Raw genomic sequence first — 25,049 nt, 5'->3', positions numbered from 1 at the left:
AAGCTCGGAAAAATAGCAGCCCCTCGGAAAAAGGCGCATGCACGTGAAAAAAGACTTCAGAGTGCTGACCTTCGATGTCGTCGGAACCTTGATAGATTTCGAAACGGGCATCGCCAGCTATGTACGGGATGTCGCCGAAAAGGCAGGACTATCCGTCGATGGCGAAACGGTTCTGACCGCTTACCGCAAGGCGCGCGCCAAGCCGGAAGCCGGCCTGTTTCCGGACGATCTCGTCCGCTGCTACCTCGAAATCGCTCGGGCGCTCAGCCTGCCGGCTACGGATGAGGCGGCGCAAGGCCTGCGCCAATCCGTGAAGGACTGGCCGGCCTTCGCAGATTCGGTCGAGGCGCTTGCCCGCTTGCACAAGCGGTTCAAGCTGGTCGCCATGACCAACGCTCAGAACTGGGCGTTGGCGCATTTTTCGCAAACACTTGGCAATCCGTTCGATCTCACCGTCACGGTAGACGATGTCGGCCTGGAAAAGCCGAATCCGCAATTCTTCGCCTTCGCCCGCGGCCGCATCAGCGCCTGGGGCTTCGGCCTGAAGGACATCCTGCATGTTGCGCAGAGCCAGTATCACGATATCGGCGTGGCCCGCGCGCTTGGCTACACCGTCTGCTGGATCGAGCGCCGCAAGGGCATGAAGGGGTTTGGCGGCACGCTCGAACCCGTCAGGCTGACGGTGCCCGACCACCATTTCTCGACACTTGCCGAACTGGCCGACGCGGTCGACGAGGACCGCCTGGATCGCGTCGCCTGAATACGCCTGCGATACCCGCGTCCGCTCAAACGGCGGCGCCAAGATCATAACAAGACCAAAGGAACCAACAGGGGAAAAGGAATGGGAATGATGGGAAGACAGCCACACTGAATGTCATCGCCTGAGGTGCCTTCGGGCGCTTGAAATGAACCAGAATGGTCTCCGGTGCGCGCCAAGCCTGGCCGACCGGCTCAACGAAAGGCTGACACGATGAAACCCGATTTTGACAAGATTTTGCGCCCGGCCGACACCGCCCGGATCGAAAGCGCCATCCGCCACGGTGCCACGCGGCGCGAGCTTCTCGGCATGCTTCTGGCTGGCGGCATGGGCGCCGCGATGGCCGGCACGGTGCTGGGCTCTGCCACCAAGGCCTATGCCGACACGCCGAAGAAGGGCGGCAGCATCCGCGCCGCCGGATATTCGAGCGGCACGACCGACACGCTCGATCCGGCCAAACAGTCACTGTCCACCGACTATGTGCGCTGCACCAGCTTCTACAATGGGCTTACCAGCCTTGATGACAAGCTGTCGCCGCAAATGGACCTGGCGGAGAGCTTCGATACCAAGGATTCCGTCACCTGGACCGTAAAGCTGCGCAAAGGCGTGACGTTCCACGATGGTTCGACCTTCGGTCCGGACGACGTCGTCTATTCGCTCAACCGGCATAAGGACCCGGCCGTAGGGTCGAAGGCCAAGTCGCTCGCCGACCAGATCGGCGAGGTCAAGAAGAGCGGAGACAACGAGGTCACCATCGTCCTGACGGGGCCGAACGCCGATCTTCCCGTCATCCTGGGCACGTTCCATTTCCTGATCGTCAAGGCGGGCACAACCGACTTCACCACCGCCAACGGCACCGGCGCCTTCAAGTGCAAGGAATTCCAGCCCGGCGTGCATTCCGTCGCCGTGCGCAACGAGAATTACTGGAAAGGCACCGGACCCTATCTCGACCAGGTCGAGTTCTTCGCCATTGCCGACGAGAACGCCCGCGTCAACGCCTTGCTCTCCGGCGACGTCGCGCTGATCGGCTCGGTCAATCCGCGGTCGACGCAGCTGATCAAGCAGGCCGGCAGTTTCGACCTTCTGACGACGACCGCGGGCAACTATACCGACCTGAACATGCGGCTCGACACCGCGCCGGGCAGCGATCCGAATTTCGTCGAGGCGATCAAGCTGCTGCTCGACCGTGAGCAGATCAAGACGGCGATCTACCGCGGCTACGCCGAGGTCGCCAACGACCAGCCGGTGCCGCCGACGAACCGCTTCTACAATGCCGATCTGCCGCAGCGCCCCTATGATCCGGACAAAGCCAAGTCGCTGCTTGCCAAGTCGTCTCTGGCAGGCACCAGGATCCCGGTCGTTGCTTCGACGGCCGCCGACCAGTCCATCGACATGGCGGTGCTGCTGCAGCAGTCAGCGGCCCAGATCGGCCTCGATCTTGATATCCAGAAGGTCCCTGCGGACGGCTACTGGTCGAATTACTGGCTGAAGGCGCCCATCTGTTTCGGCAACATCAATCCCCGTCCGACCGCCGATATCCTGTTCTCGCTGCTCTACACATCGAACGCGCCGTGGAACGAATCGCATTGGAAGAGCGAGCGTTTCGACAAGATCCTCGTCGAGGCCCGCAAGGAACGCGACGACGCCAAGCGCAAGGAGATGTACGGCGAACTGCAGAAGATGGCGCACGAGGAGAGCGGCGTCGCGATCCCGGTCTTCATCAGCAACATCGACGCTCACAGCTCCAAGCTCAAGGGGCTGAAGCCGATGGCCACCGGTGGTATGATGGGCTTTGCGTTTTCGGAAAACGTCTGGCTCGAAGGCTGACGCCGCCGATTTGGCGCGGGTGGCTCGCCACCCGCGCTTCGCCCGCATTCCGCTGGAGTTGCACGGCATGATAACGCGCATGATCCTGACCCGCCTCGGCGTGGCCGTCCTGACGCTGCTGATCGTTTCGGTGGTCGTCTTCGTGGCGACCAACATGCTGCCGGGCGACGTGGCGCAGATCGTCCTGGGTCAGGCCGCTACGCCTGAAGCGGTCGCCGGCCTGCGCAAAGCCATGCATCTCGACCAGCCTGCCGTGTTTCGCTACATTATTTGGCTGGGCGGGATGATGACGGGGAACCCCGGCACGTCGCTGGTCAACGACATTCCGATCGTCACGCTGATCGGCGGCCGCCTTCACAATACCCTACTGCTTGCCGGCGTCACCGCGGCCTTCTCCGTTCCGATCGCCCTTACCTTGGGGATCACCGCGGCGATGTGGCGAAACACGCTCTACGATCGGCTCGTCAGTTTTGCCACCATCGCGGTCGTCTCGGTGCCGGAATTCATGGTCGCAACCATTGCCGTGCTGATCTTTGCCGTGCGCCTGCACTGGTTTCCAGCACTTTCCTTCGCCAACGACGTTCACTCACTGGGCGAATTGCTGCGTGTCTTCGCCATGCCGGTCATCAGCCTGAGCTTCGTTGTCTCGGCGCAGATGATCCGCATGACCCGCGCCGCCTTGATCGACACGCTCGGCCAGCCATTCGTCGAGATGGCGACGCTCAAGGGCGCCGGCCGGGTTCGTGCGGTGCTGACACACGCTCTGCCCAATGCGATCGGCCCGATCGTCAATGCCGTCGCGCTCAGCCTGTCCTATCTGCTTGGCGGCGTTATCATCGTCGAAACCATCTTCAACTACCCGGGCATCGCCAAGCTGATGGTGGACGGGGTGGCCACCCGCGACATGCCTCTTATTCAAACCTGCGCGATGATCTTCTGCCTCGGCTATCTCGCCCTTGTCACCGTGGCCGACATATGCGCGATCCTCGCCAACCCGCGTCTGCGATACAAATGACCAAGCACACCGATACCATTCCCGAGACCCGGCGAAGGATGCTTGGCGCAGGCAGCCTGACCATCTCCGTCGTCGGCGCGATGTGCTTCTGCATCATACTATTCTGGGTCGTGATTGCACTCATCGGTCCCTGGCTTGCGCCGTACCCGATCGGCAAGATCGTCAGCATGGACGTGTTCACCTCACCAAGCCGCGACTATCTGCTTGGCACCGACTATCTCGGCCGCGATATGATGAGCCGCATCATTCTCGGCGCGCGATATACGGTCGGGGTCTCCATCGCGGCCGCCTTCATCGCCTGCACCATCGGCGTCGCGCTCGGCATGATCAGCGCGGTGCTAGGCGGCTGGTTCGACACCATCGTCAGCCGCGGCATCGATGCGCTGATTGCAATCCCGCATCTGATGTTCGGTCTCGTCATCATCGCGGCGATCGGCAGTTCGCTTCCGGTACTGGTGGGAACGCTCGCCTTTCTCTATTTTCCAGGTTCTTTCCGCATAGCGCGTGCGCTCGCCGTCAACATCAACGAGCTCGACTTCGTGCAGGTCGCCAAGGCGCGTGGCGAGGGCTTCTTCTACACGGTTCGCGAAGAGATCCTGCCCAACATGATCGGGCCGGTTCTGGCCGATTTCGGCCTGCGCTTCGTCTTCATCGTGCTGTTGCTCAGCGGCCTCAGCTTCCTCGGTCTGGGCGTGCAGCCGCCCAACGCCGACTGGGGCGCGCTGGTGCGCGAGAATGTCTCCGGGCTGGCCTATGGCGCGCCTGCCGTCATCATGCCGTCGCTCGCCATTGCCTCGCTGACGATCAGCGTCAATCTGGCGATCGACAATCTTCCGCGCCGGCTGCGGGATCGCCTGCCATGAGCGAGCTCGTCGAAGTCAAGAACCTGCGCGTCATCGCCCGTAGCGACAGCGGCCGCGAGACGTCGATCGTCCACGATATCAGCTTCACGGTCCCGCGCGGAACGGTCGTCGCGCTGATCGGTGAGTCCGGTTCCGGCAAAACGACGATTGCGCTTTCCCTGATGGGCTATGCCCGCAGCGGCTGCCGCATCACCGGCGGCTCGATCCGGATCGGTGACCGTGAGATCCTGTCCCTGTCGGAAGCGGAAAAAGCCAAGATCCGCGGCCGCAATGTCAGCTACATTGCGCAAAGTGCGGCTGCCGCCTTCAACCCGGCCAGGACGATCATGTCGCAGGTCGTGGAAAGCGCGATGATCCACAAGCTGGCACCGCGGGCCGAAGCGGAAGCGAAGGCAGTGGAGCTGTTCCGCGCACTGGCGCTGCCGGATCCCGAAGGCGTCGGATCGCGTTATCCGCATCAAGTCTCCGGCGGCCAGCTTCAGCGCCTGGCGGCGGCGATGGCGCTGATCTCAGAACCGGAGCTGGTGATCTTCGACGAACCGACGACGGCACTCGACGTCACCACCCAGATCGAGGTTTTGCGCTCGTTCAAGTCGGTGATCCGCGAGCGCAACACCACCGGCGTCTATGTCTCCCACGACCTGGCGGTGGTGGCGCAGATCGCCGACCACATCATCGTGCTGCGCGAAGGCTCCATTCAGGAAAGCGCTCCGACCGGGCAGATTCTGACGGACGCCCAAAGTCCCTACACCCGCAGCCTGCTTGCCGCGGCCAATCCCGCCGTGCATGCCCAGGCCGCTCCGCCCGCCGAGAAGCAACAGGAACTGCCCTTGCTCGAGGTCGAAGGGCTGGTCGCGGGATATGGCAGGTCCGGTCCGAACGGTCTGCCCAATGTGACGGTGCTCAACGATGTCGCCCTCAGCCTGCAGCCGGGCACGAATCTCGGTGTCATCGGCGAGTCCGGCTGCGGCAAGAGCACGCTGGCTCGCGTGATCGCCGGACTGCTCCCCGCCGCCGGCGGAACGGTGAAGTTCCGCGGCGAAACCCTGGCCGGATCCGTGGCGCAACGTTCCAAGGATCAATTGCGCAACATCCAGATCGTCTTCCAGATGGCCGACACGGCCCTCAACCCGACCCGCTCGGTCGGACAGATCCTGGGGCGGCCGCTGACCTTCTATCATGACGTGAAAGGCGCGGAACGGACCCGCAGGGTCCGCCGGCTGCTCGATCTGGTGCAACTGCCGGCCAATATCGCCGACCGATATCCAGGCGAACTTTCCGGCGGCCAGAAACAGCGCGTCAACCTTGCCCGCGCCCTGGCGGCGGAGCCGGCGCTGATCCTTTGCGACGAGGTGACATCGGCCCTCGACACGGTCGTGGCCGCCGCCATCCTCGATCTGCTGGCCGAACTGCGCAAGGAATTGAAGCTGTCCTACCTGTTCATCAGCCATGACCTGTCGACGGTGCGCGCGATCTGCGACGATGTGATGGTGCTCTATGCCGGGCGCAAGGTGGAATCCGGCAGCCGATCGGCAATGCGCGCGATGCCGCTTCATCCCTATTCGGACCTGCTCGTGTCCTCGATCCCAGAACTGCGGACAGGCTGGCTGGACGGGCTCGGCAAAAAGGCTGCCGAGGCGGATGCCGGTGTGGGAGCCTTGTTGGCGCGATCCGAATGCTGTCCCTTCGTAGCGCGCTGCCCGGTGAGGAAGCTTGGTGTTTGCGACGTGCTGGCGCCGCCCATCCGCCACTTGTCGAAGGGAAGCGATATCCTTTGCCATCTGGAGGAGCGGGAATTGCTCGCCATGGGCGTCGGCGCCTAGCCTGCTGCCTGCCTCCTAGAACTCCGCCACCTTGCCCCAGGCGGATGCTTCGAAGCGTTCCGGACGATAGGGTATGGGATCGACCAGAGGGGGCGCGCCGGTAACGAGATCGGCGATCAGGTGGCCCGCGCCTGGGCCTATGCCGAAGCCGTGGCCGCTGAAGCCTGCCGCCAGGATGAAGCCAGGCAGTCCCTCGACCTCGCCGATGGCGGGAACGCCGTCCGGCGTGCTGTCGATATAGCCGGCCCAACTGGCCGCGACCGGCACATTTTGCAGTGCCGGCAGCAACTGGCAGGCGCGCCGGTAAGTCTCCTGGATCAGCCGCTGGTTCGGGCTCGGGTCGAGAATCCGGTTGCGCTCCATCGGCGTCGGCGCGTCGAGCCGCCAGCGCGCCAGCGTCTCGTGCCCGGCCCGCCATGCCTGCAAGGTGCCGGGTGCAAGGCTGCGCCAGCGGCGGGCGAACATCGGCACGAATTCACGAGCGAAACGCAGCTGCTGCGGCGTCGGATCGAGGCTGCCGCGGCCGCTGATAGCCAGCGTATGGCCCCCGTCGCCCCGGCGGGTGACCGAGACCTCGGCAGTGTGCAGCGCATCCGGCAGCCCTGAAGGTCCGGGTGCGAGCGAAAGGATCGAAGAGCGGACGGACGCCTGCGGAAAGCGTATGCCGAGCTGGCGGCAGAATGAAGAAGCCCACGCGCCCGCCGACAGCACCACGGTCCCGGTGCGGATCGTGCCCGCTTCGGTGACCACCGCGCTGACGCGGCCCGCCTCGGTCTCGATGCCGCGCGCGGCGCACATCTGATGCACGCTGCCGCCGGCCTTCAGGATGCCAAGCGCCACCACGGGTGCTGCGCGGGACGGATCGGCCGTTCCGTCGGAAGGCGAAAAGACACCGCCCTTCCAGCGTTGGCCGGTGGCTTTTCCGTGCTCGTTCGCCTCGTCGGCGCTGAGCATATAAGTGGTCACGCCGGCGCCACGTGCGAAGTCGCGCCAGCGGGCCCAGCCGGCAATCTCGACCTCGTTGTTGCTGAGGTAGAGGAGCCCGCAACGGCGAAAGCCCGCATCCTCGCCGATCTCGGCGGCGAGCCGCTCCCAGAGCGCGAGGCTTGCCGTGGCCATAGGCAGTTCCCGGGCGTCGCGGTTTTGTTGCCGGCACCAGCCCCAGTTGCGGCTGGACTGTTCAGCGCCGATCCGGCCCTTTTCCAGCAAGGCCACCCGAATACCGCGCCTGGCGAGATAATATGCCGCGAAGGCGCCGACGATGCCGCCGCCGATCACGACGACGTCGGCCGTCGCCGGCAAGGTGGGCGTGGTTTCGATATGGAGAAGCGGGGCGGGCATGCGAAATCTCCGGCAGCGGCGACCACTCTACCGCTCCCGGCGAGGCGGCGATTGCCACAGATCGGCAGGCCGCGGCATTTCCTTTGGCCAAGGGCTCTGCCGACGGGGGATTCTGCTAGCGCATATCGAGCAAAAGCACGCGGCAGGCCGACGAAATGCGTAGAACAAAGGCCTCAGGACGCCATACAAACCCGTTCAAACGCGTGCTTGGATGCAGCTTTCCTGGAATTGCCGAAAGCGGCGGCGGGTGTTTGTCCTTGCTCCCGCTTGGCTTCGGCATAATATGCTTCGATCAGATCCGCCGGCGCTGTGCCGAGCCTTTGCCTTGGACCGTGCATGAAACTCGACCGGATCGACATCAAGATCCTCTACGAACTGCAGAAGAACGGCCGCATCACCAATGTGGAATTGGCGGAGCTGGTCAATCTCTCGCCCAGCCCCTGTCTGATGCGAGTGAAGAAGCTGCAGGCCGAAGGCTATATCGTCCGCTATTCCGCCCAGATAGACATCGCGAAACTGGGGCAGACGCTCACCGTCTTCACCGAGGTCACGTTGCGGAACCACCGCCAGATCGACTTCGCGCGGTTCCTCGCCGCTGTTGAAAAGGTGGATTCGGTCGTCGAATGCCACCTCGTTTCCGGCGGTTACGACTATCTCTTGAAATTCGTCACGGCCGGCATCGCCGAATATCAGGCGATCATGGAGCGGCTTACCGACATGGACATCGGCATCGACAAGTATTTCAGCTTCGTCGTGCTGAAGTCGCCGATCGTCAAGAATTACATGCCGCTCAAGAGCCTGTTCCCGCTGTAGCTGCTTGCCTCTCGGGTTTACGTCATGGCGGCGCGGACGTCCGGGTCTTCCAACGTCTGGTCGAGGGTCATCCGCGTGCGCTCGACGATGGCGTCGATCTCGGCCTCCGTGCAGCAGAGCGGGGGAGCATAACCCAGCACGCCATTGCCGAAGGCCCGGATGATGAGGCCATTGTCCCAGGCACGGTCGAATATCCGCGGCGATGGATTGGCCGCCGGCGGCAGCGGGGTCTTGCGTTGTTTGTCTATGACCAGCTCGATCGCCGCCAGCATGCCACGGCCGCGTACGTCGCCGACCAGCGGATGGTCGGCGAGGCTTTCGAGGCCAGACATCAGTCGGGCTCCCGCCTTGCGGCCATTGTCCAGCAGGCCGCCTTCGTAGAGCCTCAGAACCTCGAGGCCGACAGCTGCACTGACGGGATGTGCGGAATAGGTATAGCCATGGCCGACGGCGGATTCGCCCGCGCCGTCCGCGATCGTGTCATAGACATGGTCGGAAATGAAAACCGCGCCCATCGGAGCATAGCCTGAGGTCAGGCCTTTGGCGGTGGTCATCAGGTCCGGGACGATGTCGTCCTCGGAACAGGCAAACAGCGGCCCGGTGCGGCCGAAGCCGGTGATGACCTCGTCGGCGACGAACAGGATGTCCAGTTCGCTGCACAGGTCGCGCATCGCCTTCATCCAGCCCGGCGGCGGCACCAGCACGCCGCCCGATCCCTGGATCGGCTCGGCATAGAAGGCCGCCACCCGATCCCTGCCGAGCTCTTCCACCTTGTTGCGGAGTGCTGCGACCGAGGCGGCGATGATCGCCTGTGGATCGTTTCCCACCGGATTGCGGTAGGCGTAGTGCGACGGAATCTTGTGCTGCCAGTCCAGCGGCACGCCGAAGCCGGCGTGGAAGGCCGGCAAGGCGGTGAGACCGGCACCCACCGTCGACGAGCCATGGTAGCCCTGTTCGATCGATATGAACTGGTTCTTCTGCGGCCTGCCCCTGGCATTCTGGTAATAGTGGATGAAACGGATCGTGCTATCGACGGCATCGGAGCCGCCAAGCGTGAAGTAGACATGATTGAGGTCGCCCGGCGCCCGCTCGGCAAGTTCCGCGGCCAGCCGGATGGCGGGCTCGGAACCGAGGCCGAAATAGCCGGTGGCATATGGCAGTTCGCGCAGCTGCCGGGTCGCGGCTTCGACGATGCTTTCCTGACCATAGCCGGCGTTCACGCACCACAGTCCGGCAAAACCGTCGATCATCTGATGGCCGGTCGCATCGGTGACGGTGGCGCCGGTGGCGGATTTCAGGACACGCACCCCGGCCCTTTCATGGCCGCGATAGGAGGCGACCGGATGCACCAGATGGGCGCGGTCGAGTTCGATCAGGGAATTGCTGAGCATGTCTTCCTCCGGGTTCAGCCAAGGGCCTGACTGGCCAGGGCAAAGGTCTGGACGCGCGGCGCCGGGCGGGCGGCCGTGCTGCCGCCCCTGCGCATGGCGACGCCGCCGCCAACGCTGGCCAGGCCCTGGGCGGCGAGCCACGGCGACAGGCCCGAACTCTCTGATGTATCGACGCGCAGAAAGGCGCCGGGGCTGGCCTCAAACAGGAACGAGAGCAGGCTTCGAGCGTCGTCGGTCGTCTCGGCTACCACCGGCCCCGCGACCTTGCCGCGGCCGAAGGTGCGCAGCGCCGCAAACCCGACTGGCTTTCCACCCTGGCGCAGAACGGCGAGCCGCGCCTGTTCGAACAGCAACCTGATCAGACCGCTGCGATCCATACCGCAGGCAGAGTGGTCCAGCTCCACGAGCGCGGCGACATCGTCCGCCGTCGCCCACTCGACATCTTTGCCGGCAAGGGCTTCGCCGGGCATGCCCTGATGCTGCACGATCTGGCCCGTCGCCCGGAAGCCGAGCTTTTCGTAAAGCGGCAGGCCTTCCCGTGTCGCCATCAGCCGGCATTCGCGGCCTTCACTCTGCTGCAGGGCGAAATCCATCAGTTTGCGGCCGATGCCCCGGCCGCGCATCGCCGCGTCGACAATCACCATGTTGATGGTGGCTGCCGCATCGCCATAGCGCGTGACCAGCGTGGTTCCCACGACCCGCTCACCTTCCAGCGCGACGATGCCGGTGCTGAGCGCCAGCATCATCGCCCAATCCTCCCGCCTGTGCGGCCAGCCCGCCTGGGATGACAAGGCCACCGCGCTGTCGAGATGCTCCGGGGCAAAACCCACCAGTGTGATTTCGTCTGTCTGCATGGCCTCATTCCCGACGGTTCGCTGCCCCTGTGATAGACCCGGCGGCAAAGAAGATCGTCCCGACGACGTGCAGGGCGCGGTATCTTCCGCCGTCCGTTACGGTGTTCGCCGCATCTTCTGCCGCAGGTCGACGGCCGCAACGCACGTCCGATCCCTGGGGGCGGTGAAGACGGCACAACTTTCCGCCATGGCAGCAACGATACGGAACATTCTGCTTTCAATGGCTGCAATTGCGGTGATCGAACGGGGATGTCTCTGCCTATGATGGCGCACGGACCCGCACGCAATTTTGGCCCGCACGGCAATTCGGAAGGACTTTCGCGACATGTCACAGTTCCGGCCCAAATACATCACCTTCGACTGCTACGGCACGCTGACCAATTTCCAGATGGCCGAGGCCGCGCAGAAGATCTATGGGGCTCAGCTCGACGCGCCGGGGATGGCGCGGTTCATCAAGAATTTCGCCGCCTTCCGGCTGGACGAAATCCTCGGCGACTGGAAGCCCTATAACGAAGTCCTTCACAACGCCGTCGAACGCACCTGCCGCAGGAATGGCGTCACCTTCCGCGCCGAGGACGCGCGTGCGATCTACGACACGGTGCCAAGTTGGGGCCCGCATCCGGACGTGCCGGACGGTCTGGCAAAGGTCGCCAAGGAAATCCCGCTGGTCATCCTGTCCAACGCGATGAACGAGCAGATCATGTCGAATGTGGAAAAGCTCGGTGCTCCCTTCCACGCCGTCTACACCGCCCAGCAGGCCAACGCCTACAAGCCACGCTTCCAGGCCTTCGAATACATGTTCGACATGCTGGGATGCGGTCCGCAGGACGTGCTGCACTGCTCCTCGTCGTTCCGCTACGACCTGATGTCGGCCTATGATCTGGGTATCAAGCACAAGGTCTGGGTCAATCGCGGCCATGAGCCCGCCAACCCTTACTATGAGTACACGGAGATCAAGGATATCTCGGGTCTGCCCGGTGTTGTCGGGCTCTGACGGGGTCCTGGCGATGAAGTTCGAATCCTACTGGCACGACACTGCTCCGGTCTTCGGCGGAGCGGCCGAAGGGCCGGCTGAAGGTCGCTATGACGTGGCCGTCATCGGCGGCGGCTTTACCGGGCTGGCAGCGGCGCGGCATCTGGCCAGGTCAGGCGCCAAGGTGGTGGTGCTGGAGGCGGGCCGCGTCGGCTGCGGCGCCTCGGGCCGCAATGGCGGCCATCTCAACAACGGCCTCGCCCATAGTTTTCTCGCCGCCAAGTCCGAACTGGGAACCGAGCGCGCCGTGGCGCTCTATCGCGCCTTCGACGATTCCGTCGATACGATCGAGCGCATCGTCGCGGAGGAGGGGATCGATTGCGACTTCCGCCGCGCGGGCAAGCTGAAGCTTGCTTCCAAGCCGGCGCATTTCGAGGCGATCGCCCGCAATTTCGCAGCCGTCAACCGCGAGGTCGATCCCGACACCGAACTGCTGACGGCGGTCGACCTCAAGAGCGAGATCGGCTCCACGGCCTTCCATGGCGCGATGTTGTCGAAGAAGAGTGCGATGATGCATATGGGGCGGTTCGTCTCGGGTATCGCTGGAGCCGCGGTGCGGCAGGGTGCAACGATCTTCGAGAACACGCTGGTCACCGGGCACCGATCGGCGGCGGGCCGGCATGAACTGACGACGCCGGCCGGCATCATCAGCGCAGACAATGTGCTGTTGGCGACGGGCGCCTATACCACCGGCGCCTTTGGTTATTTCCGCCGTCGCATCGTGCCGGTCGGCAGTTTCATCGTCGCCACAAGGCCTCTTTCCCCGGCGGAGATCGCGGCAACGATGCCGGGCAACCGGACCTGCGTCACCTCGATGAATGTCGGCAACTACTTTCGCCTGTCGCCGGACAACCGGCTGATCTTCGGCGGGCGGGCGCGATTTTCGGCCACATCCGACCAGCGGTCGGACGAAAAGAGCGGCGCGATCCTGCGCGCCAGCCTGGCGCAGATCTTCCCGCATCTGGCCAAGGTCGAGATCGACTATTGCTGGGGCGGGCTGGTCGACATCACAAAGGACCGGTTCCCGCGCGCCGGTTTCGCCGACGGCCTCTGGTTCGCCATGGGCTATTCCGGCCATGGCGCGCAGATGTCCACCCATATGGGGATGATCATGGCCGACGCCATGCTGGGCAAGGCCGACCGCAACCCGGTTGCAGGCCTTGCCTGGCCTGCGGTCCCCGGTCACTTCGGCAAGCCCTGGTTCCTGCCGCTCGTCGGGCTCTACTACAAGACGCTCGACCGTTTCCAGTAGCGGTCGAGGGCGGACTGGCTAGGCCAGCCCGCCGATATGGAAGGTCTTCATTTCCAGATATTCCTCGATGCCACATTGCGCGCCCTCGCGCCCGAGGCCCGACTGCTTGACGCCACCAAAGGGTGCGACCTCTGTGGAAATCGCGCCGGTGTTCAGTCCCACCATTCCGAATTCCAGCGCTTCCGCCACCCGCCACGACCGCTTCAGGCTCTCGGTGTAGAAATAGGCGGCGAGACCGTAAGGTGTGCCATTGGCAAGCGTGATCGCCTCCGCCTCGGTTTCGAAGCGGAACAACGGCGCGACCGGACCGAAGGTTTCCTCGCCGGCCAGGAGCATGTCCGGCGTCGCATCGCCCAGCACCATCGGCGTCGCATATTGCTTACCCCCAGGCATCGCGGGGCTCGTCGACAGCAAGCGGGCGCCTTTGGCCAGGGCGTCGCTGACATGCCGGTCGATCTTGTCGATTGCCGCGGCATTGATCATCGGTCCGATCTCCACGCCGGGCTCGGTGCCTGGCCCCACCTTCATCGCCGAGACCCGCGCGGCGAGCTTGTCTGCGAAGGCGTCGTAGACTCCCGCCTGCACGATGATGCGGTTGGAGCAGACGCAGGTCTGCCCGCCATTGCGGAACTTCGACACGATGGCGCCCTCGATGGCGAGGTCGAGATCGGCGTCGTCGAAGACGATGAACGGCGCGTTGCCGCCCAGTTCGAGGCTGAGGCGCTTGATGCTGTCGGCTGCGCCGCGCATCAGCAACGATCCGACGCGGGTCGATCCGGTGAAGGAAATCTTGCGCACCGTCTCGTTGGACGTCAGTTCGGTGCCGATGTCCGCCGGCATGCCGGTGACGATGTTGATGACGCCGGCGGGAATGCCGGCGCGCTCCGCCAGCACGCCCAGCGCCAGCGCCGAGAATGGGGTGAACTCCGAAGGCTTGACCACCACGGTGCAGCCTGCGGCCAGTGCAGGGGCAACCTTGCGGGTGATCATGGCGTTGGGGAAGTTCCATGGCGTGATGATGGCGCAGACGCCGACAGGCTCCTTCAGCACCACGATCCGCCGATCCGGCGTCGGCGAGGGAATGGTAGTGCCGCCGATCCGTCGAGCTTCCTCCGCGAACCATTTGACGAAGGAGGCGCCATAACGGATTTCGCCTGTTGCCTCGGCCAGCGGCTTGCCTTGCTCCAGCGTCAGGATGCGGGCGAGATCCTGCACATGCTCGATCATAAGACCGTGCCATACTTCCAACAGCGCGGCGCGTTCGGCATGGGTCTTCGCACGCCACGGACCGAAGGCCGCTTGCGCGGCTTCGATCGCCGAACGGGTTTCAGCCCCACTGACATCGGGGACCGAGCCGATCACTGCCTGGGTGGCGGGATCCATCACGTCGACGCTGGCGCCCGAGGCCGCGTCCTGCCACACACCGGCGATCAAGCATTGCTGCCGGAACAGGCCCTTGTCCTTCAATTCCTTCATGTCGTTCCCTCCCGGCTCAGGCAAGCGCGGCCAGCACGGCTGTGGTGATCGTCTCCGTCCGGTCCTGGCCCGGCCGCGTGCCGATGCCGCGCGCGGTCGCGGCCTCGATCGCCGCCATGACCTTTGCCGCCGCGCCATGCTCACCCAGATGGCCGAGCATCATCGCCCCGGACCAGATCGCGGCGATCGGGTTGGCGATGCCGAGATGGGCGATGTCGGGGGCCGAGCCGTGAACCGGTTCGAACATCGAAGGCGCGCTGCGATCCGGGTTGATGTTGGCGGAGGCGGCGAAGCCGAGGCCACCCTGGATCGCCGCACCCAGATCGGTGAGGATGTCGCCGAACAGGTTGGAAGCGACAACCACATCGAGGCTGTCGGGCGCCATCACCATCCGCGCGGCCATGGCATCGATATGGTAGCTGGTGACCTGGACATCCGGATATTCAGGGGCAAGGCGCGCCGTCACCTCGTCCCAGAACACCATCGAGTATTTCTGTGCGTTCGACTTGGTGACCGAAGCGAGTTTTCGTTTCCTCAACCGCGCCTGCTCGAAGCCGAAGCGCAGGATCCGCTCGACGCCCTTGCGTGTGAAGATCGAGGTCTCGACCGCGACCTCGTCGCTGGTGCCTTGGTGCACGCGGCCGCCGGCGCCGGAATATTCGCCCTCGGTGTTCTCGCGGATGCAGAGTATGTCGAAGCCGGCGGCCTTCAGCGGCCCCTCGACCCCGGGCAGCAACCGGTGCGGCCGGATGTTGGCGTATTGCACGAACGCCTTGCGGATCGGCAGAAGCAGTCCGTGCAGGGACACCGAGTCCGGCACTTCCGCGGGCCAGCCGACCGCGCCGAGCAGGATCGCGTCGAAGCCGCGCAAGGTCTCGATCGCGTCTTCGGGCATCATCCTGCCGGTTTCCTTGTAGTAGGCGCAGGACCAGGGGAAGCGCTGGCCCTGCAGCGCGAAGCCGGAGCCTTCGGCGACGGTTTGCAGCACTTGCCAGGCCGCTTCGGTGACGCCCTCGCCGATACCGTCGCCGGGTATCAACGCAATCGAATAGCTCTTCATGTCCGGTCCCTCGGTATCAAAGGTCGATCAGCACGCTTTTGCTTTTGCGGTTCGCCAGATAGGCCTCGCGCCCAAGATCCTTGCCGATGCCGGAGCGCTTATAGCCGCCGGTAGGCAGGATGTGGTCGCGGGAGCGGTTGTAGCGGTTGACCCAGACCGTGCCGGCCTGGAGACGCTTCGTCACCCGGATGGCGCGGGATAGATCGCGGGTGAAGACACCGGCTGCGAGCCCATAGGTCTCGTGGTCGGCGAGCGCCAGCGCCTCCTCTTCCTCGACGAAGGTTTGCAGGGTCAACACCGGCCCGAATATCTCTTCGATCACCGCCGGTGAGGACTGGCTGACACCGTTGATCAGCGTTGGCGCGTAGAAATAGCCCTCGCGGTCGAGCCGCTTGCCGCCGACGAAACATTCGGCGCCGGCCCTGACGGCGGCCTGGACGATGGCGTCGATCCGGCCGAGCTGGCGCTCCGAGATGATCGGCGAATAGCGCGTTGCCTCGTCCCAGGTTGGGCCGGGATGGATTGCCGCCATGTGCGCGGCGATGGCCTTTGCCAGCGGCTCTGCTATCGCTTCGGCCACGATCAGCCGCGAGCCGGCGACACAGGCCTGGCCGGCATTCGACAGAATGCCTTGCGCGATGGCCGCCGCCGCGAGATCAAGATCGGCATCGGCAAAGACCAGCTGCGGGCTTTTGCCGCCCAATTCCAGGGTCATCGGCTTGACGCCTGTGCGGGCGATGTTCTGCATGATCGAGGCGCCGGCGGCCGTCGATCCGGTGAAGCTGATCTTGCCAATGTCGGGGTGGCCGGTGATCGCGTTGCCAGTGGTCGGGCCGTCGCCCAGAACGATGTTAATGAGCCCGGCGGGCAGGCCAGCCCGAACCGAGAGTTCGGCCATGTAGAGCGCCGAGAAGGGGGTCATCTCCGAAGGCTTCAGCACCACGGCATTGCCGGCGGCCAGTGCCGGTCCGAGCTTCCAGCCGGCCATCGAAAACGGGAAGTTCCACGGCGTGATCGCGCCGACGACGCCATAGGGCTCGGTGAGGATCATTCCCAGGCTGGCGTCGGCGGTCGGCACCAGGTCGCCGCCTTCCTTGTCGGCGAACTCGGCGAAAAAGCGGATCTGCTCGGCCGTGATCGCGATATCGCCGTCGATCAGCTGGCCGACGGGCCGGGTGGAGGCGACGGCCTCCAGCCGGGCCAGCGTCTCGGCCTCGGCCTCGATCAGGTCGGCCCAGCGATGCAGGGCGCGGGTGCGTTCGCGCGGGCGCAGGCCTGCCCAGCCGCTGTCCTTGAGCGCGTGCTTGGCTGCGCTGACGGCCTGGTCGACCACATCGGCATCGGCCACCGGACAGTCCGCATAGGCCGCGCCGTCTGACGGGCGGTGCATCGGCAGCACGCCGGCGGCGGGGATGAACCGTCCGCCGATGAAGTGGCCCTGCGGGAGCGCAAGCGCGTCGGGATCGAAGCTGAGGGACATGGTGGCGCCTTGTCGTGAGGACAGGCGCAACTCTAGCCGGCATCGACCCGCAGTTTGCATCGACTGCGCCGAGGCCGGCAATGGAATATCCCGTTTGACGCCGATTTTCAGCGCAATCTTCGGAGGTTCGGACCACTCTCCAGGCAGGTTCGCGGGGCGATCCGAGAGATCAGTCCGTCACGGTGACGTAGATCTTGCGCACGGTCTCGATCGTTCGCCATATGCCGGTAAACCCCGGCTTCATGACAAAGCTGTCGCCGGCACGGTAGGTGACGGTCTTGCCGCCGTCATCGGTCAGCTCGATCACGCCTTCAAGGATGTGGCAAAATTCGAAGCTCGTTCCCTTGATGGACCGCGTCTCGCCCGGTGTCGCCTCCCAGATGCCGGTGTGGATCGTGCCGTCGCGTGCGGTGTCCTGTGCCCAGGTCTTGAAGGAGGGATCGCCGGAGATAAGGCGATCGGGTAGCGCTTTCGATTCCTGGGGCGCGTCTTGCGGCTTCGGATCGATCGTCTTGAGCAGGGACATGGATTGCCTTTCTGGCGCGAGGGTCAGTAGCCCCGGTTGCGGTCGACGAGACCGACGGGGTCAAGTCCTGCCTCATGCCGGCGAATGTTGGCGACCACCGCTTTCGCCGCCGTCTCCGGCTGCGTGACACTGGCCACATGCGGGGTGAGCAGGATCTTGGGATGGCGCCAGAACGGATGGCTGGCGGGCAGGGGCTCGGGATCGGTCACGTCGATCACGGCGCCTGCAAGATGATCGCTGTCGAGCGCGGCCAGCAGCGCTGCGTGGTCGAGCTGCGGCCCGCGCCCGACATGCACGAGGCTTGCCCCGGCAGGCAGGCTGGCGAACAAACCGGCATCGAGGATGCCGCGCGTCTCCGTGGTCAGCGGCAGCAGGCAGATCAGAATGTCGGTCTGCGAGAGGAACGTCTTCAGCCCCGCTTCGCCACTATGGCAGCGGACGCCTGGGATGTCGCGCGCCGACCGGCTCCAGCCCGCCAAGGCAAAGCCGAAGGGCCGCAGCCGATCGAGCACCGCTGACCCCAGCATGCCAAGGCCGAGGACACCCACACGCCGCTCCGTCGCCTGCACGGCCGGGCGAGGCTGCCAGTCGCCGCGTGCCTGCTGGGCAAGATAGATCGGCAAGTCGCGATGGAGCGCCAGCACGGCGAGGGTGGCGTATTCCTGCATCATGCGGATGATGCCTTCTTCGACCATCCGCACCAGCCTGACTTTCGCGGGCAGGAGGTCGGCGCGGAACTGGTCCACGCCGGCACCCATCGAGAACAGCACTTCCAGATTGGGAAAACTGCCGAGATTCTCGGGCGCCGACCATGTCAGGAGATAGCGCACCTCAGCCCTATCGATTGCGGCAGGGTCGGCGGCAAAACGCAACTCCGGCAATTCCCTGGCGAATTCGTCGGCGAAGATACGGACCCGCTCGGGATCGGAATTGATCAGGAAGGCCATTCAGGTCTCCTTGGCATGGCGTTGATCGAGCTTGGCCTGCGGCGCGCCGCAGGATGCGTCGAAGCGGCCAAGCCTGGCGGCATATCACGCCGAAATTCGCCGCAGCCGAGCAACAGGTTTCAGCTGTGGAGCCGTTTCCCCAGATCCTCGATCATCCGCTGGCAGGCAGCCATCTCGCCGATCTCGATATATTCGTCCGGGCGGTGCGCGCGTGCGATGTCGCCCGGCCCGCAGATGATCGCCTCGATTCCCGCAGCCTGATAAAGCCCTGCCTCGGTGCCGTAGCTAACCGCGGCAAGCGGCTCCTGCCCGGTCAGGTCCCGCAGCAGGCTGGCAAGCGGCGCTCCGGTGGCGAGCGAGAGCGCCGGATATTCGCTCAGAAGGTCCCAGCTGACCTCAAACCCCTGGGCGGTGAGCGCTGCCATGGCTGTTTGAATGGGAGCCAGCAATGCGGCGGGCGACACACCGGCAATCGCACGCGCTTCGATTTCGGCGGCGCAGAAGTCCGGAATGATGTTCAGCGCCTGTCCGCCGCCAATCACGCCGATCTGGAGCGAGGAATAGGGCGGCGCGAAGTTCGCGTCCAAAGGTCCGGCCTTGAGCGCCTCGGCGCTCTGCACGGCTTCGGTCAGGACTGCGGCCATGGCGTGGATCGCGTTCAGCCCCTGATCGGGCCTCGAGGAGTGGCCCGAACGGCCGCGAATTTCGATCCTCGCAGCAGCCTTGCCCTTGTGGGCACGGATTGCTCGCATGCCGCTTGGCTCACCAACGATGCAGCCTTGCGGCTTTGCGCAGAGCTGAGGCAGGGCCTCGATCAGATGGCGCACGCCGCGACAGCCGGCCTCCTCGTCATAGGAAAAAGCCAGGTGGATGGGTCGGGCAAGAGGACGGGCGGCCAGCGCGGGCAGGGCGGCCAGCACGCAGGCCAGGAAGCCTTTCATGTCGCTGGTGCCGCGTCCGTAGAGCCGCTCGCCGTCCGCGCGCAACGCGAACGGATCGGTTGTCCAGCCCGGCTCGCCTGCCGGCACCACGTCCATGTGGCCGGATAAGATGAGCCCCGGCATTTCAGCCGGACCGATGGTGGCGAAGAGGTTCGCCCGATCGCCCTCCGGTCCGGGGAGGATCGTGACTCTCGCGCCGCAGCCTTCGGCATAGTTGGCGATCCACTCGACGATCGCTTCGTTGGGTTGGCCGACGACCGAGGCAAAGGCAACAAGCCGGGCAAGGATTTCCTCAGCCGTCATGTCGCTTTCTCGCGGTGTCGGACGAAGGGAGACATTGCGGGTCCTCGTGTGGCAAACTGGCGGGGTGCCGGCGCTTTCCGGCAGCCTTCCGCTCACCATAGAGACGCGCTCCAGACCCTGGATGCGGAAAGCCGTTGATCTACAGTGAAAAGTTTCGAATACAGCCGCATCTGAAGCGGATTCTGTGATTTAGATGGCTATGCTTGACGAGAGGAAGTCAGGGTCCATCAAATTTGCCCCCGAGAGGCGTCATTGAAGGCAGCGGAATCCATCCGGCTCAGTTCTTTCGAGTTGAAGGTCGGCGACATCGCCGGCGTTGAACTCGAAAAGCTGCATGCGCTTTCGATCAGCGTCGGCTGGCCGCATCGGGCCGAGGACTGGCAGATGTTGTTGGAAGCGGGCGAGGGGATCGCTGCCCAGGACGAAATCGGGCGCGTCGTCGGCACAGCCATGTGGTTTCCCTTCGGCACAGGCTTCGCCACCGTCGGCATGATGATCACCTCACCCCGCTTGCAGGCGCATGGCGCCGGCCGTTGGATCATGAACAATGTACTGGCGCGGATCGGTTCGCGCAGCCTGGGCTTGAACGCCACCCGCGCGGCGCGCCGGCTCTATCTGTCCCTCGGCTTTGCTCCCGCGCGGCTCGTATTTCAGTGCCAGGGCGAAGCGGTGATGCCCGCATCCGCATTGCTGCCTGCCGGAGCGACGTTGCGCAACGTCGAGCATTCCGATCTGGCCCGGCTCGTGGATCTCGATCGCAGCGCCTGCGGCGCTGACCGTTCCGCGTTGATGGTACGGCTGTTGGATGTTTCGAAGGGCGTGGCGCTCCTGCGCGAAGACCGCATCCAGGCTTTCGCTCTCTGCCGTCCTTTCGGACGCGGCCATGTTGTTGGGCCGGTTGTGGCGAAGACGGATGACGATGCGATTGCCGTCACGGCGCCGCATGTCGCGGAGCACCCCGGGCAGTTTCTGCGCCTCGACACACGGCAGGAGACGGGCCCGTTCCCGGAGTTCGTGGCGCGGTCAGGTCTGCCGGTCTACGATACGGTGACCAGCATGTGGCTTGGTCGGCCGTGGGCTGTCGCAGGCGAACAGGATGCTGGTAAGCTGCCAGTCACCTACGCATTGGCCAGCCAGGCCTTTGGCTGATCTTCTGTTGAAAAAGATGACCGGATCGTGGGGGAGTCTGCCCGTCGTCAGCGTCCCGACCCGGATCACACCTCCAACAGCCTGCGATGGTGGAATCGACACAGGTTCATTTCGCCAATGCATGTCGCCCAAAAGTGGCCCCGGTTTTGGGAGAACGACATGCATAAAAACAAAGACCTAAGGCGCGTCGTCTGAATCCATTCAGACGCGACGCGCTTTAGGTCAGCCGACCTCCGGGTGCTCTTCACTTGGCCCATGGCGGAACGTGCAGCAGGTCACGCAGGCGGATCGGCAATCTGGGCGAAGCGCGCAATTCGGCACAGCTCGCCTCCCATCGCACGAGATACTCGGCGATCGGTAGACCGGTGCGGCCGGGCCAGCGGTTGAGTGCGCCCAGTGCCTCGACGCAATCCGGCGCGCGGTCGTATTCGGCGAGGATGGTCAGAGACATCGCCTGGGCGAATGGATTGAGGGCGGGCATATCGATCTCGCCGCGATGGTCGGCGAACCACGCCGCGGCGTCGCGCGTGAACCCCTGACTGTCGGCGAGCGCGGTATAGCCTCGGATGATATTCTCGCGATACTTGGCAATAGCATCGCCGAAAGCGTTGTCGCCGGCGAACGGCGGGTTCTCCTTCCAGTCCTTCGCCAGCCGTCCCAGGCCACGCAGCGAGAATGCTTCAACCATCGCTTCCTCGAGCCACTGGCAGGGCGGCGCCGGCTTGGCATCGGCCTGCCAGCTGTTGGCAAAGACATGGCCGAGTTCGTGGCCGAACTGGTAGGCGAGCTTCGACCAGTCGCGCTCGCCGATGTCGACAATGATCCAAGCCATGCTGCTGCCGTCCGGATGCAGCCAGACGGCCGGCGTGCCGGACGTGTGCTCGTCGACACGCAGCCGCGTCGGCTGGCGGTCGGACAGCAGGCGGACGCCGTCAAGGCATGAATGCCGCATGAGCTCGACGACCTGATCAGCGGCGCCCTCAAGCATGCGGCCCCAGTCGCCAGCAAGCTCGATGGGCGCGGTGAGCAGGGTTGGCGATGGGCGGGCCGAGGGAGCTTTGGGAGACATGGCCGCGTAGCCTTTCCGCGAGTGACTCAACAGCGTAGCCAAGCTAGCAGCCAATGAGACGGCAGCTAGTATGCCAAACTGTCGCCTGTTCGTCAGCTGATGCTCCTTGGTCGGTTTCTTATGCACCGATTTGCGTCATGTCCCACAGACACATCGCCTTCGATGCGTAGTGTTCCTCCGGCATGACCAGGAGTGGCAGCGGCAACGAGAATGGCGGTTGCTGTAAGTTGAGAAATCCGAATCCGCCCGGTTCCGGCGCAATGTCCTGTGCCGACGTCGAATGGCTTGAGGTGAACAGCCAGCGTGCGCCGCATCTCTTGAAGTTGCGCAGGGCGCGCCAGATATCGGGCTCGGTCAGATGTTGCAGACAGTCGCGTGAAAAAACGAGGTCGACGTTCGGCAGTGGTTCGGCAGCCAGATCGAACACATGGAATTCGCGATCCGCATATCGCATGCGATTCGTTTCGATGACTTCCGGAACGATATCGCAACCGATGTAGTGCGTTTTGCCCAAGTCGACGAAGCGCATCCAGTTGAAGTCGCCGCAGGGCGCATCGAGCATGGACTTCACATCCAGTGCGCGCAAAAGCATCGGCAATACGGTTCGCACGCGATACGTCGTCGCGTACGCCGAACCGAGTCCGGAGCGCGATTCCGCGGAGCCCCACTCGTTGCTTTGGTAAATGCGCGCGAAGGCTTCGCGGGAATCATCGGGTGTGCTTTGCGTCATCGAATGCACCTCATCGACGCCGGCGACGTGCTCAATTCCAGCCGCATTGGTTGGAAAACGGAAAAATCGTCAAGCACGCTTACTGAAAAGGCAATAGGGCACTATGCGACAAATTACAACGAATTCAACGTCGGCGCGTATTGATGCGGGCCAGCGTCATCGGCGTGGAACTCGTTTTCCAACCGCCTGACCAGGCCAATCCGCCGACCTCAAATAACAGGCGGATGAACCCGCAAGCCATGTTACAAAATCTCGTCGCATGACCGTCTGTTCCTATTGCTTCTCCTATTGCTTCGCCGACGATATCAGATCGGTTTCCATCTATGGCGCTGCTGGTGGAACTAGCACGAGGGCAGCGGCGGCCAACTATTTTGCTAAGTGTGACCACCGGCCGGAAACATGCGGTTCGATGTCGCTATCGACCTCTCAAGGGCTTCAGCAGACTCCTCAAGCATAGGTAGGAATGGATAGAACCAAAGCGTGTGGTCAGGCCTGGGCGTCCAGTTCGGAAAGTCGAATTCAGTCGGATATACGGTCGCCGACGGGGCGCGCTCGATCAGGTCAGATCTCACATACGACAGCTCCATCACGGGCGCGACTACGTGCCCATCGACAATTCCCAGAGGCTGATTATTGTTTGAATGCACATGAAATAATGTGAACTCACTGTTGATTTTCGATAGTGCCGCCACGAAACCAGCTCGGTAAGTCGGATCACTCAGTCTGTCCAACCAGTGGAGTTCCATCGTAATTTGCCGGAATTGTCGAAGGATCGCGTTCGGCATTGCCGAAAACACCTCGAACTCAGCTCCTTCGATATCGATCTTCAGAAGTAGATCAGGCCGCCCCTCATGACCGAGCCTGTTGAGCTGATATGCTAACGTGTACAAGGATGCCGCTTCGTTGTTATCTGCTGCCAACCCTTGCTTGTAGAAATGGAAGTTAGGGTGCTCAAGAGGAGGTCCGTCAACGGTGTGGTCGAACATGAAGATATCTTTTCCCATGCTCGCCATTTCAAGATCAAATGAAACCTGGTTTCCGATGCCGAAGCTGTAGACAATTTGTATTGGATCCAGGTCATCGAGAATTACATATCCCCCATCACTTTTGCATCCGACCCTCGTCTTGAGGAATGGTTCTACATCGTATGGCTTGAGGAGGCCCAAGGCCTGAAAAATCTCTTGTGAGCGAGGGGGCTCCGAGAGGGAAAAACTTTCGTGGCCGAGGCAATGGGGTCTGGAGAGAGTTATGCGCCCATCAAGCTCGGCGCAAAGGAACGTGTTGCCAACATGAAAACCAACCCAAACCCAGTGCTTCGGGAAGATTTCCAAACTGGTGGGCGCCGACGTCTTGGACTCCTTAGCGACCAGCGAGCAATCTGACTGAAAAGCAATTGGAAGGCGGTGATCTTCACCACCGAATATCATCTGCCCTTGCTTCCCATCGGACAGAAATCTGACATTTGTAGAACTACTGTCGATTGGGCCATGACGCAGCTCACCTGTGTTGACTTCCACGTACAGCACCGTGTTGTGAGCCGTATATATCCAAGGCAGTGTTTCGAACTGCTGCTTGGTGATGATATCCAATGTAATATTGGGCTGAGACTTGGTGAATCCGGGTGACTTCAAGACGCTCAGTACGCGCTTATACCGCTCCAGGTTTCCCCCGCCTTGCAAATGGATCGCATCCCTCTCTGAGGAGTGAGGAAGCGAGCCCGTGGGGTAAAAAGGTTCAGTTTCGGAAGGCGAATTCCATATGAAAATAGGAAGTTGGCGAGACGAAAAATAGAAAGATAGAACCACATCGTCGCTTTGCCGGCAGTCCACGTCTTTCGAGCTCGCCTGTAGGAATTCTAAGAAGTCGTCTCCGATGCACGCTGGAGGATACAGCACTGTACCAAATCCCTCGAACATTGATACTTGCGTTTGCCCGAATTTGAAAGTGATACTGCCATCTGTGTTGAAGTCGCCGCCGTGCCTCGCAAGTATGCGATGTTCCGAAGAACGATGTCCACGGCATAACATTTCCAGCTGATTTGCAGGATACGCAAAGTCGTCGTCTACCGACCATAGGTACGTTTCCTGGTCGTCCTGGTGTCGTAGCAGTGTGGGGGCAATCTTTGTGATCGGGCCGTAGTCGTCCGTTCGAAAAATCTTTACCCGTTCCATTTCCGTGAGCCATGTCGGCAGAGTGTATGGTTCATTCGTACGCACACATACGTATGGAACATTCAATTCTATATGCTCCACCGGAATGGTCTGGCCAAGCACGCTCTCAAGTGCAGGACCAATTCGATCAATTCGCGAGGGAATGGTGGTCATTGAAGCGATTATTCGCATGGCCTGTCCTAACTGTACCGATCGAAACCCCGCTGCCCTGGCTGATATCGCAGACCC

21 protein-coding genes are annotated in these 25,049 nt (G+C 63.1%); 9 read left to right on the top strand and 12 right to left on the bottom strand.

Annotated features, from left to right (window positions below):
- Positions 1-37: 37 nt before the first annotated feature.
- The 5 genes from ACFFNA_RS30540 (at position 38) to ACFFNA_RS30520 (ending at position 6,285) form a co-directional block, all read left to right on the top strand.
- The gene (locus tag ACFFNA_RS30540; RefSeq protein ID WP_378923548.1) at positions 38-760 is read left to right on the top strand and encodes an HAD-IA family hydrolase; all 723 of its coding nucleotides are present in this window, start codon (positions 38-40) and stop codon (positions 758-760) included.
- A 210-nt stretch (positions 761-970) separates the two neighbouring features.
- Positions 971-2,584 carry an ABC transporter substrate-binding protein gene (locus tag ACFFNA_RS30535; RefSeq protein WP_111548070.1) on the top strand — a complete coding sequence of 538 codons (1,614 nt, stop codon included), beginning with the start codon at positions 971-973 and terminating at the stop codon, positions 2,582-2,584.
- Between the two features lie 67 nt (positions 2,585-2,651).
- Positions 2,652-3,599 carry an ABC transporter permease gene (locus ACFFNA_RS30530; protein WP_378923547.1) on the top strand — a complete coding sequence of 316 codons (948 nt, stop codon included), beginning with the start codon at positions 2,652-2,654 and terminating at the stop codon, positions 3,597-3,599.
- 38 nt (positions 3,600-3,637) lie between these two features.
- Entirely contained in the window at positions 3,638-4,462 is an 825-nt protein-coding gene (locus ACFFNA_RS30525) for an ABC transporter permease (RefSeq protein ID WP_111548072.1), read from the top strand.
- On the top strand, positions 4,459-6,285 hold the full coding sequence (locus ACFFNA_RS30520; RefSeq protein WP_378923546.1) for an ABC transporter ATP-binding protein: 1,827 nt from the start codon (positions 4,459-4,461) through the stop codon (positions 6,283-6,285). Before ACFFNA_RS30525 ends, ACFFNA_RS30520 begins: the two co-directional genes overlap by 4 nt.
- 15 nt (positions 6,286-6,300) lie before the next feature.
- Here the strand turns inward: ACFFNA_RS30520 and ACFFNA_RS30515 are convergent, their stop codons facing one another.
- Positions 6,301-7,626 (bottom strand): NAD(P)/FAD-dependent oxidoreductase, encoded by a 1,326-nt coding sequence (locus ACFFNA_RS30515; RefSeq protein WP_111548026.1) that lies wholly within the window; start codon positions 7,624-7,626, stop codon positions 6,301-6,303.
- A 336-nt stretch (positions 7,627-7,962) separates the two neighbouring features.
- On the opposite strand from ACFFNA_RS30515, the gene ACFFNA_RS30510 reads away from it, so the two are divergent.
- Positions 7,963-8,439: an Lrp/AsnC family transcriptional regulator gene (locus ACFFNA_RS30510; protein ID WP_111548027.1), complete on the top strand. Its 477-nt coding sequence runs from the start codon at positions 7,963-7,965 to the stop codon at positions 8,437-8,439.
- Positions 8,440-8,456: 17 nt separating this feature from the next.
- Here ACFFNA_RS30510 and ACFFNA_RS30505 read toward each other — a convergent pair whose 3' ends face one another.
- Complete coding sequence (locus tag ACFFNA_RS30505) at positions 8,457-9,830, bottom strand: aspartate aminotransferase family protein (protein WP_378923545.1); 1,374 nt, start codon at positions 9,828-9,830, stop codon at positions 8,457-8,459.
- A gap of 14 nt (positions 9,831-9,844) precedes the next feature.
- Positions 9,845-10,684 (bottom strand): GNAT family N-acetyltransferase, encoded by an 840-nt coding sequence (locus tag ACFFNA_RS30500; protein WP_378923544.1) that lies wholly within the window; start codon positions 10,682-10,684, stop codon positions 9,845-9,847.
- A gap of 325 nt (positions 10,685-11,009) precedes the next feature.
- Here ACFFNA_RS30500 and ACFFNA_RS30495 point away from each other — a divergent pair, with 325 nt between their 5' ends.
- Both ACFFNA_RS30495 and ACFFNA_RS30490 read left to right on the top strand, forming a co-directional pair.
- A complete protein-coding gene (locus ACFFNA_RS30495; RefSeq protein ID WP_378923543.1) occupies positions 11,010-11,678 on the top strand; it encodes a haloacid dehalogenase type II in 669 nt (222 codons plus the stop codon).
- 13 nt (positions 11,679-11,691) lie between these two features.
- Positions 11,692-12,969: an NAD(P)/FAD-dependent oxidoreductase gene (locus ACFFNA_RS30490; protein ID WP_378923542.1), complete on the top strand. Its 1,278-nt coding sequence runs from the start codon at positions 11,692-11,694 to the stop codon at positions 12,967-12,969.
- Positions 12,970-12,987: 18 nt separating this feature from the next.
- Here the strand turns inward: ACFFNA_RS30490 and ACFFNA_RS30485 are convergent, their stop codons facing one another.
- The 6 genes from ACFFNA_RS30485 to argE all read right to left on the bottom strand — a co-directional run bounded on the left by ACFFNA_RS30485 (position 12,988) and on the right by argE (position 19,702).
- A complete protein-coding gene (locus ACFFNA_RS30485; protein ID WP_378923541.1) occupies positions 12,988-14,445 on the bottom strand; it encodes an NAD-dependent succinate-semialdehyde dehydrogenase in 1,458 nt (485 codons plus the stop codon).
- A gap of 16 nt (positions 14,446-14,461) precedes the next feature.
- On the bottom strand, positions 14,462-15,505 hold the full coding sequence (locus ACFFNA_RS30480) for a tartrate dehydrogenase (protein WP_378923540.1): 1,044 nt from the start codon (positions 15,503-15,505) through the stop codon (positions 14,462-14,464).
- Between the two features lie 16 nt (positions 15,506-15,521).
- Entirely contained in the window at positions 15,522-16,985 is a 1,464-nt protein-coding gene (locus ACFFNA_RS30475) for an aldehyde dehydrogenase family protein (protein ID WP_378923539.1), read from the bottom strand.
- 169 nt (positions 16,986-17,154) lie between these two features.
- On the bottom strand, positions 17,155-17,511 hold the full coding sequence (locus tag ACFFNA_RS30470) for a cupin domain-containing protein (RefSeq protein ID WP_111548036.1): 357 nt from the start codon (positions 17,509-17,511) through the stop codon (positions 17,155-17,157).
- Between the two features lie 23 nt (positions 17,512-17,534).
- Positions 17,535-18,458: a 2-hydroxyacid dehydrogenase gene (locus ACFFNA_RS30465; protein ID WP_378923538.1), complete on the bottom strand. Its 924-nt coding sequence runs from the start codon at positions 18,456-18,458 to the stop codon at positions 17,535-17,537.
- 119 nt (positions 18,459-18,577) lie between these two features.
- Entirely contained in the window at positions 18,578-19,702 is a 1,125-nt protein-coding gene (gene argE, locus ACFFNA_RS30460) for an acetylornithine deacetylase (protein WP_378923537.1), read from the bottom strand.
- Between the two features lie 252 nt (positions 19,703-19,954).
- Here argE and ACFFNA_RS30455 point away from each other — a divergent pair, with 252 nt between their 5' ends.
- On the top strand, positions 19,955-20,851 hold the full coding sequence (locus tag ACFFNA_RS30455; RefSeq protein WP_378923536.1) for a GNAT family N-acetyltransferase: 897 nt from the start codon (positions 19,955-19,957) through the stop codon (positions 20,849-20,851).
- Positions 20,852-21,095: 244 nt separating this feature from the next.
- On the opposite strand, the gene ACFFNA_RS30450 is transcribed toward ACFFNA_RS30455, so the two are convergent.
- The 3 genes from ACFFNA_RS30450 to ACFFNA_RS30440 form a co-directional block, all read right to left on the bottom strand.
- On the bottom strand, positions 21,096-21,920 hold the full coding sequence (locus ACFFNA_RS30450; protein ID WP_378923535.1) for a hypothetical protein: 825 nt from the start codon (positions 21,918-21,920) through the stop codon (positions 21,096-21,098).
- Between the two features lie 118 nt (positions 21,921-22,038).
- On the bottom strand, positions 22,039-22,650 hold the full coding sequence (locus ACFFNA_RS30445) for a class I SAM-dependent methyltransferase (RefSeq protein ID WP_378923534.1): 612 nt from the start codon (positions 22,648-22,650) through the stop codon (positions 22,039-22,041).
- Positions 22,651-23,024: 374 nt separating this feature from the next.
- Positions 23,025-24,974 carry an FkbM family methyltransferase gene (locus tag ACFFNA_RS30440; protein WP_378923533.1) on the bottom strand — a complete coding sequence of 650 codons (1,950 nt, stop codon included), beginning with the start codon at positions 24,972-24,974 and terminating at the stop codon, positions 23,025-23,027.
- Positions 24,975-25,049 lie beyond the last annotated feature (75 nt).

The sequence above is a fragment of the Mesorhizobium kowhaii genome (genome assembly GCF_042431665.1).
GTDB lineage: Bacteria > Pseudomonadota > Alphaproteobacteria > Rhizobiales > Rhizobiaceae > Mesorhizobium > Mesorhizobium kowhaii.
The sequence above is the reverse complement of the archived record's forward strand: the minus strand, read 5'-3'. Positions and strand labels throughout refer to the sequence as shown.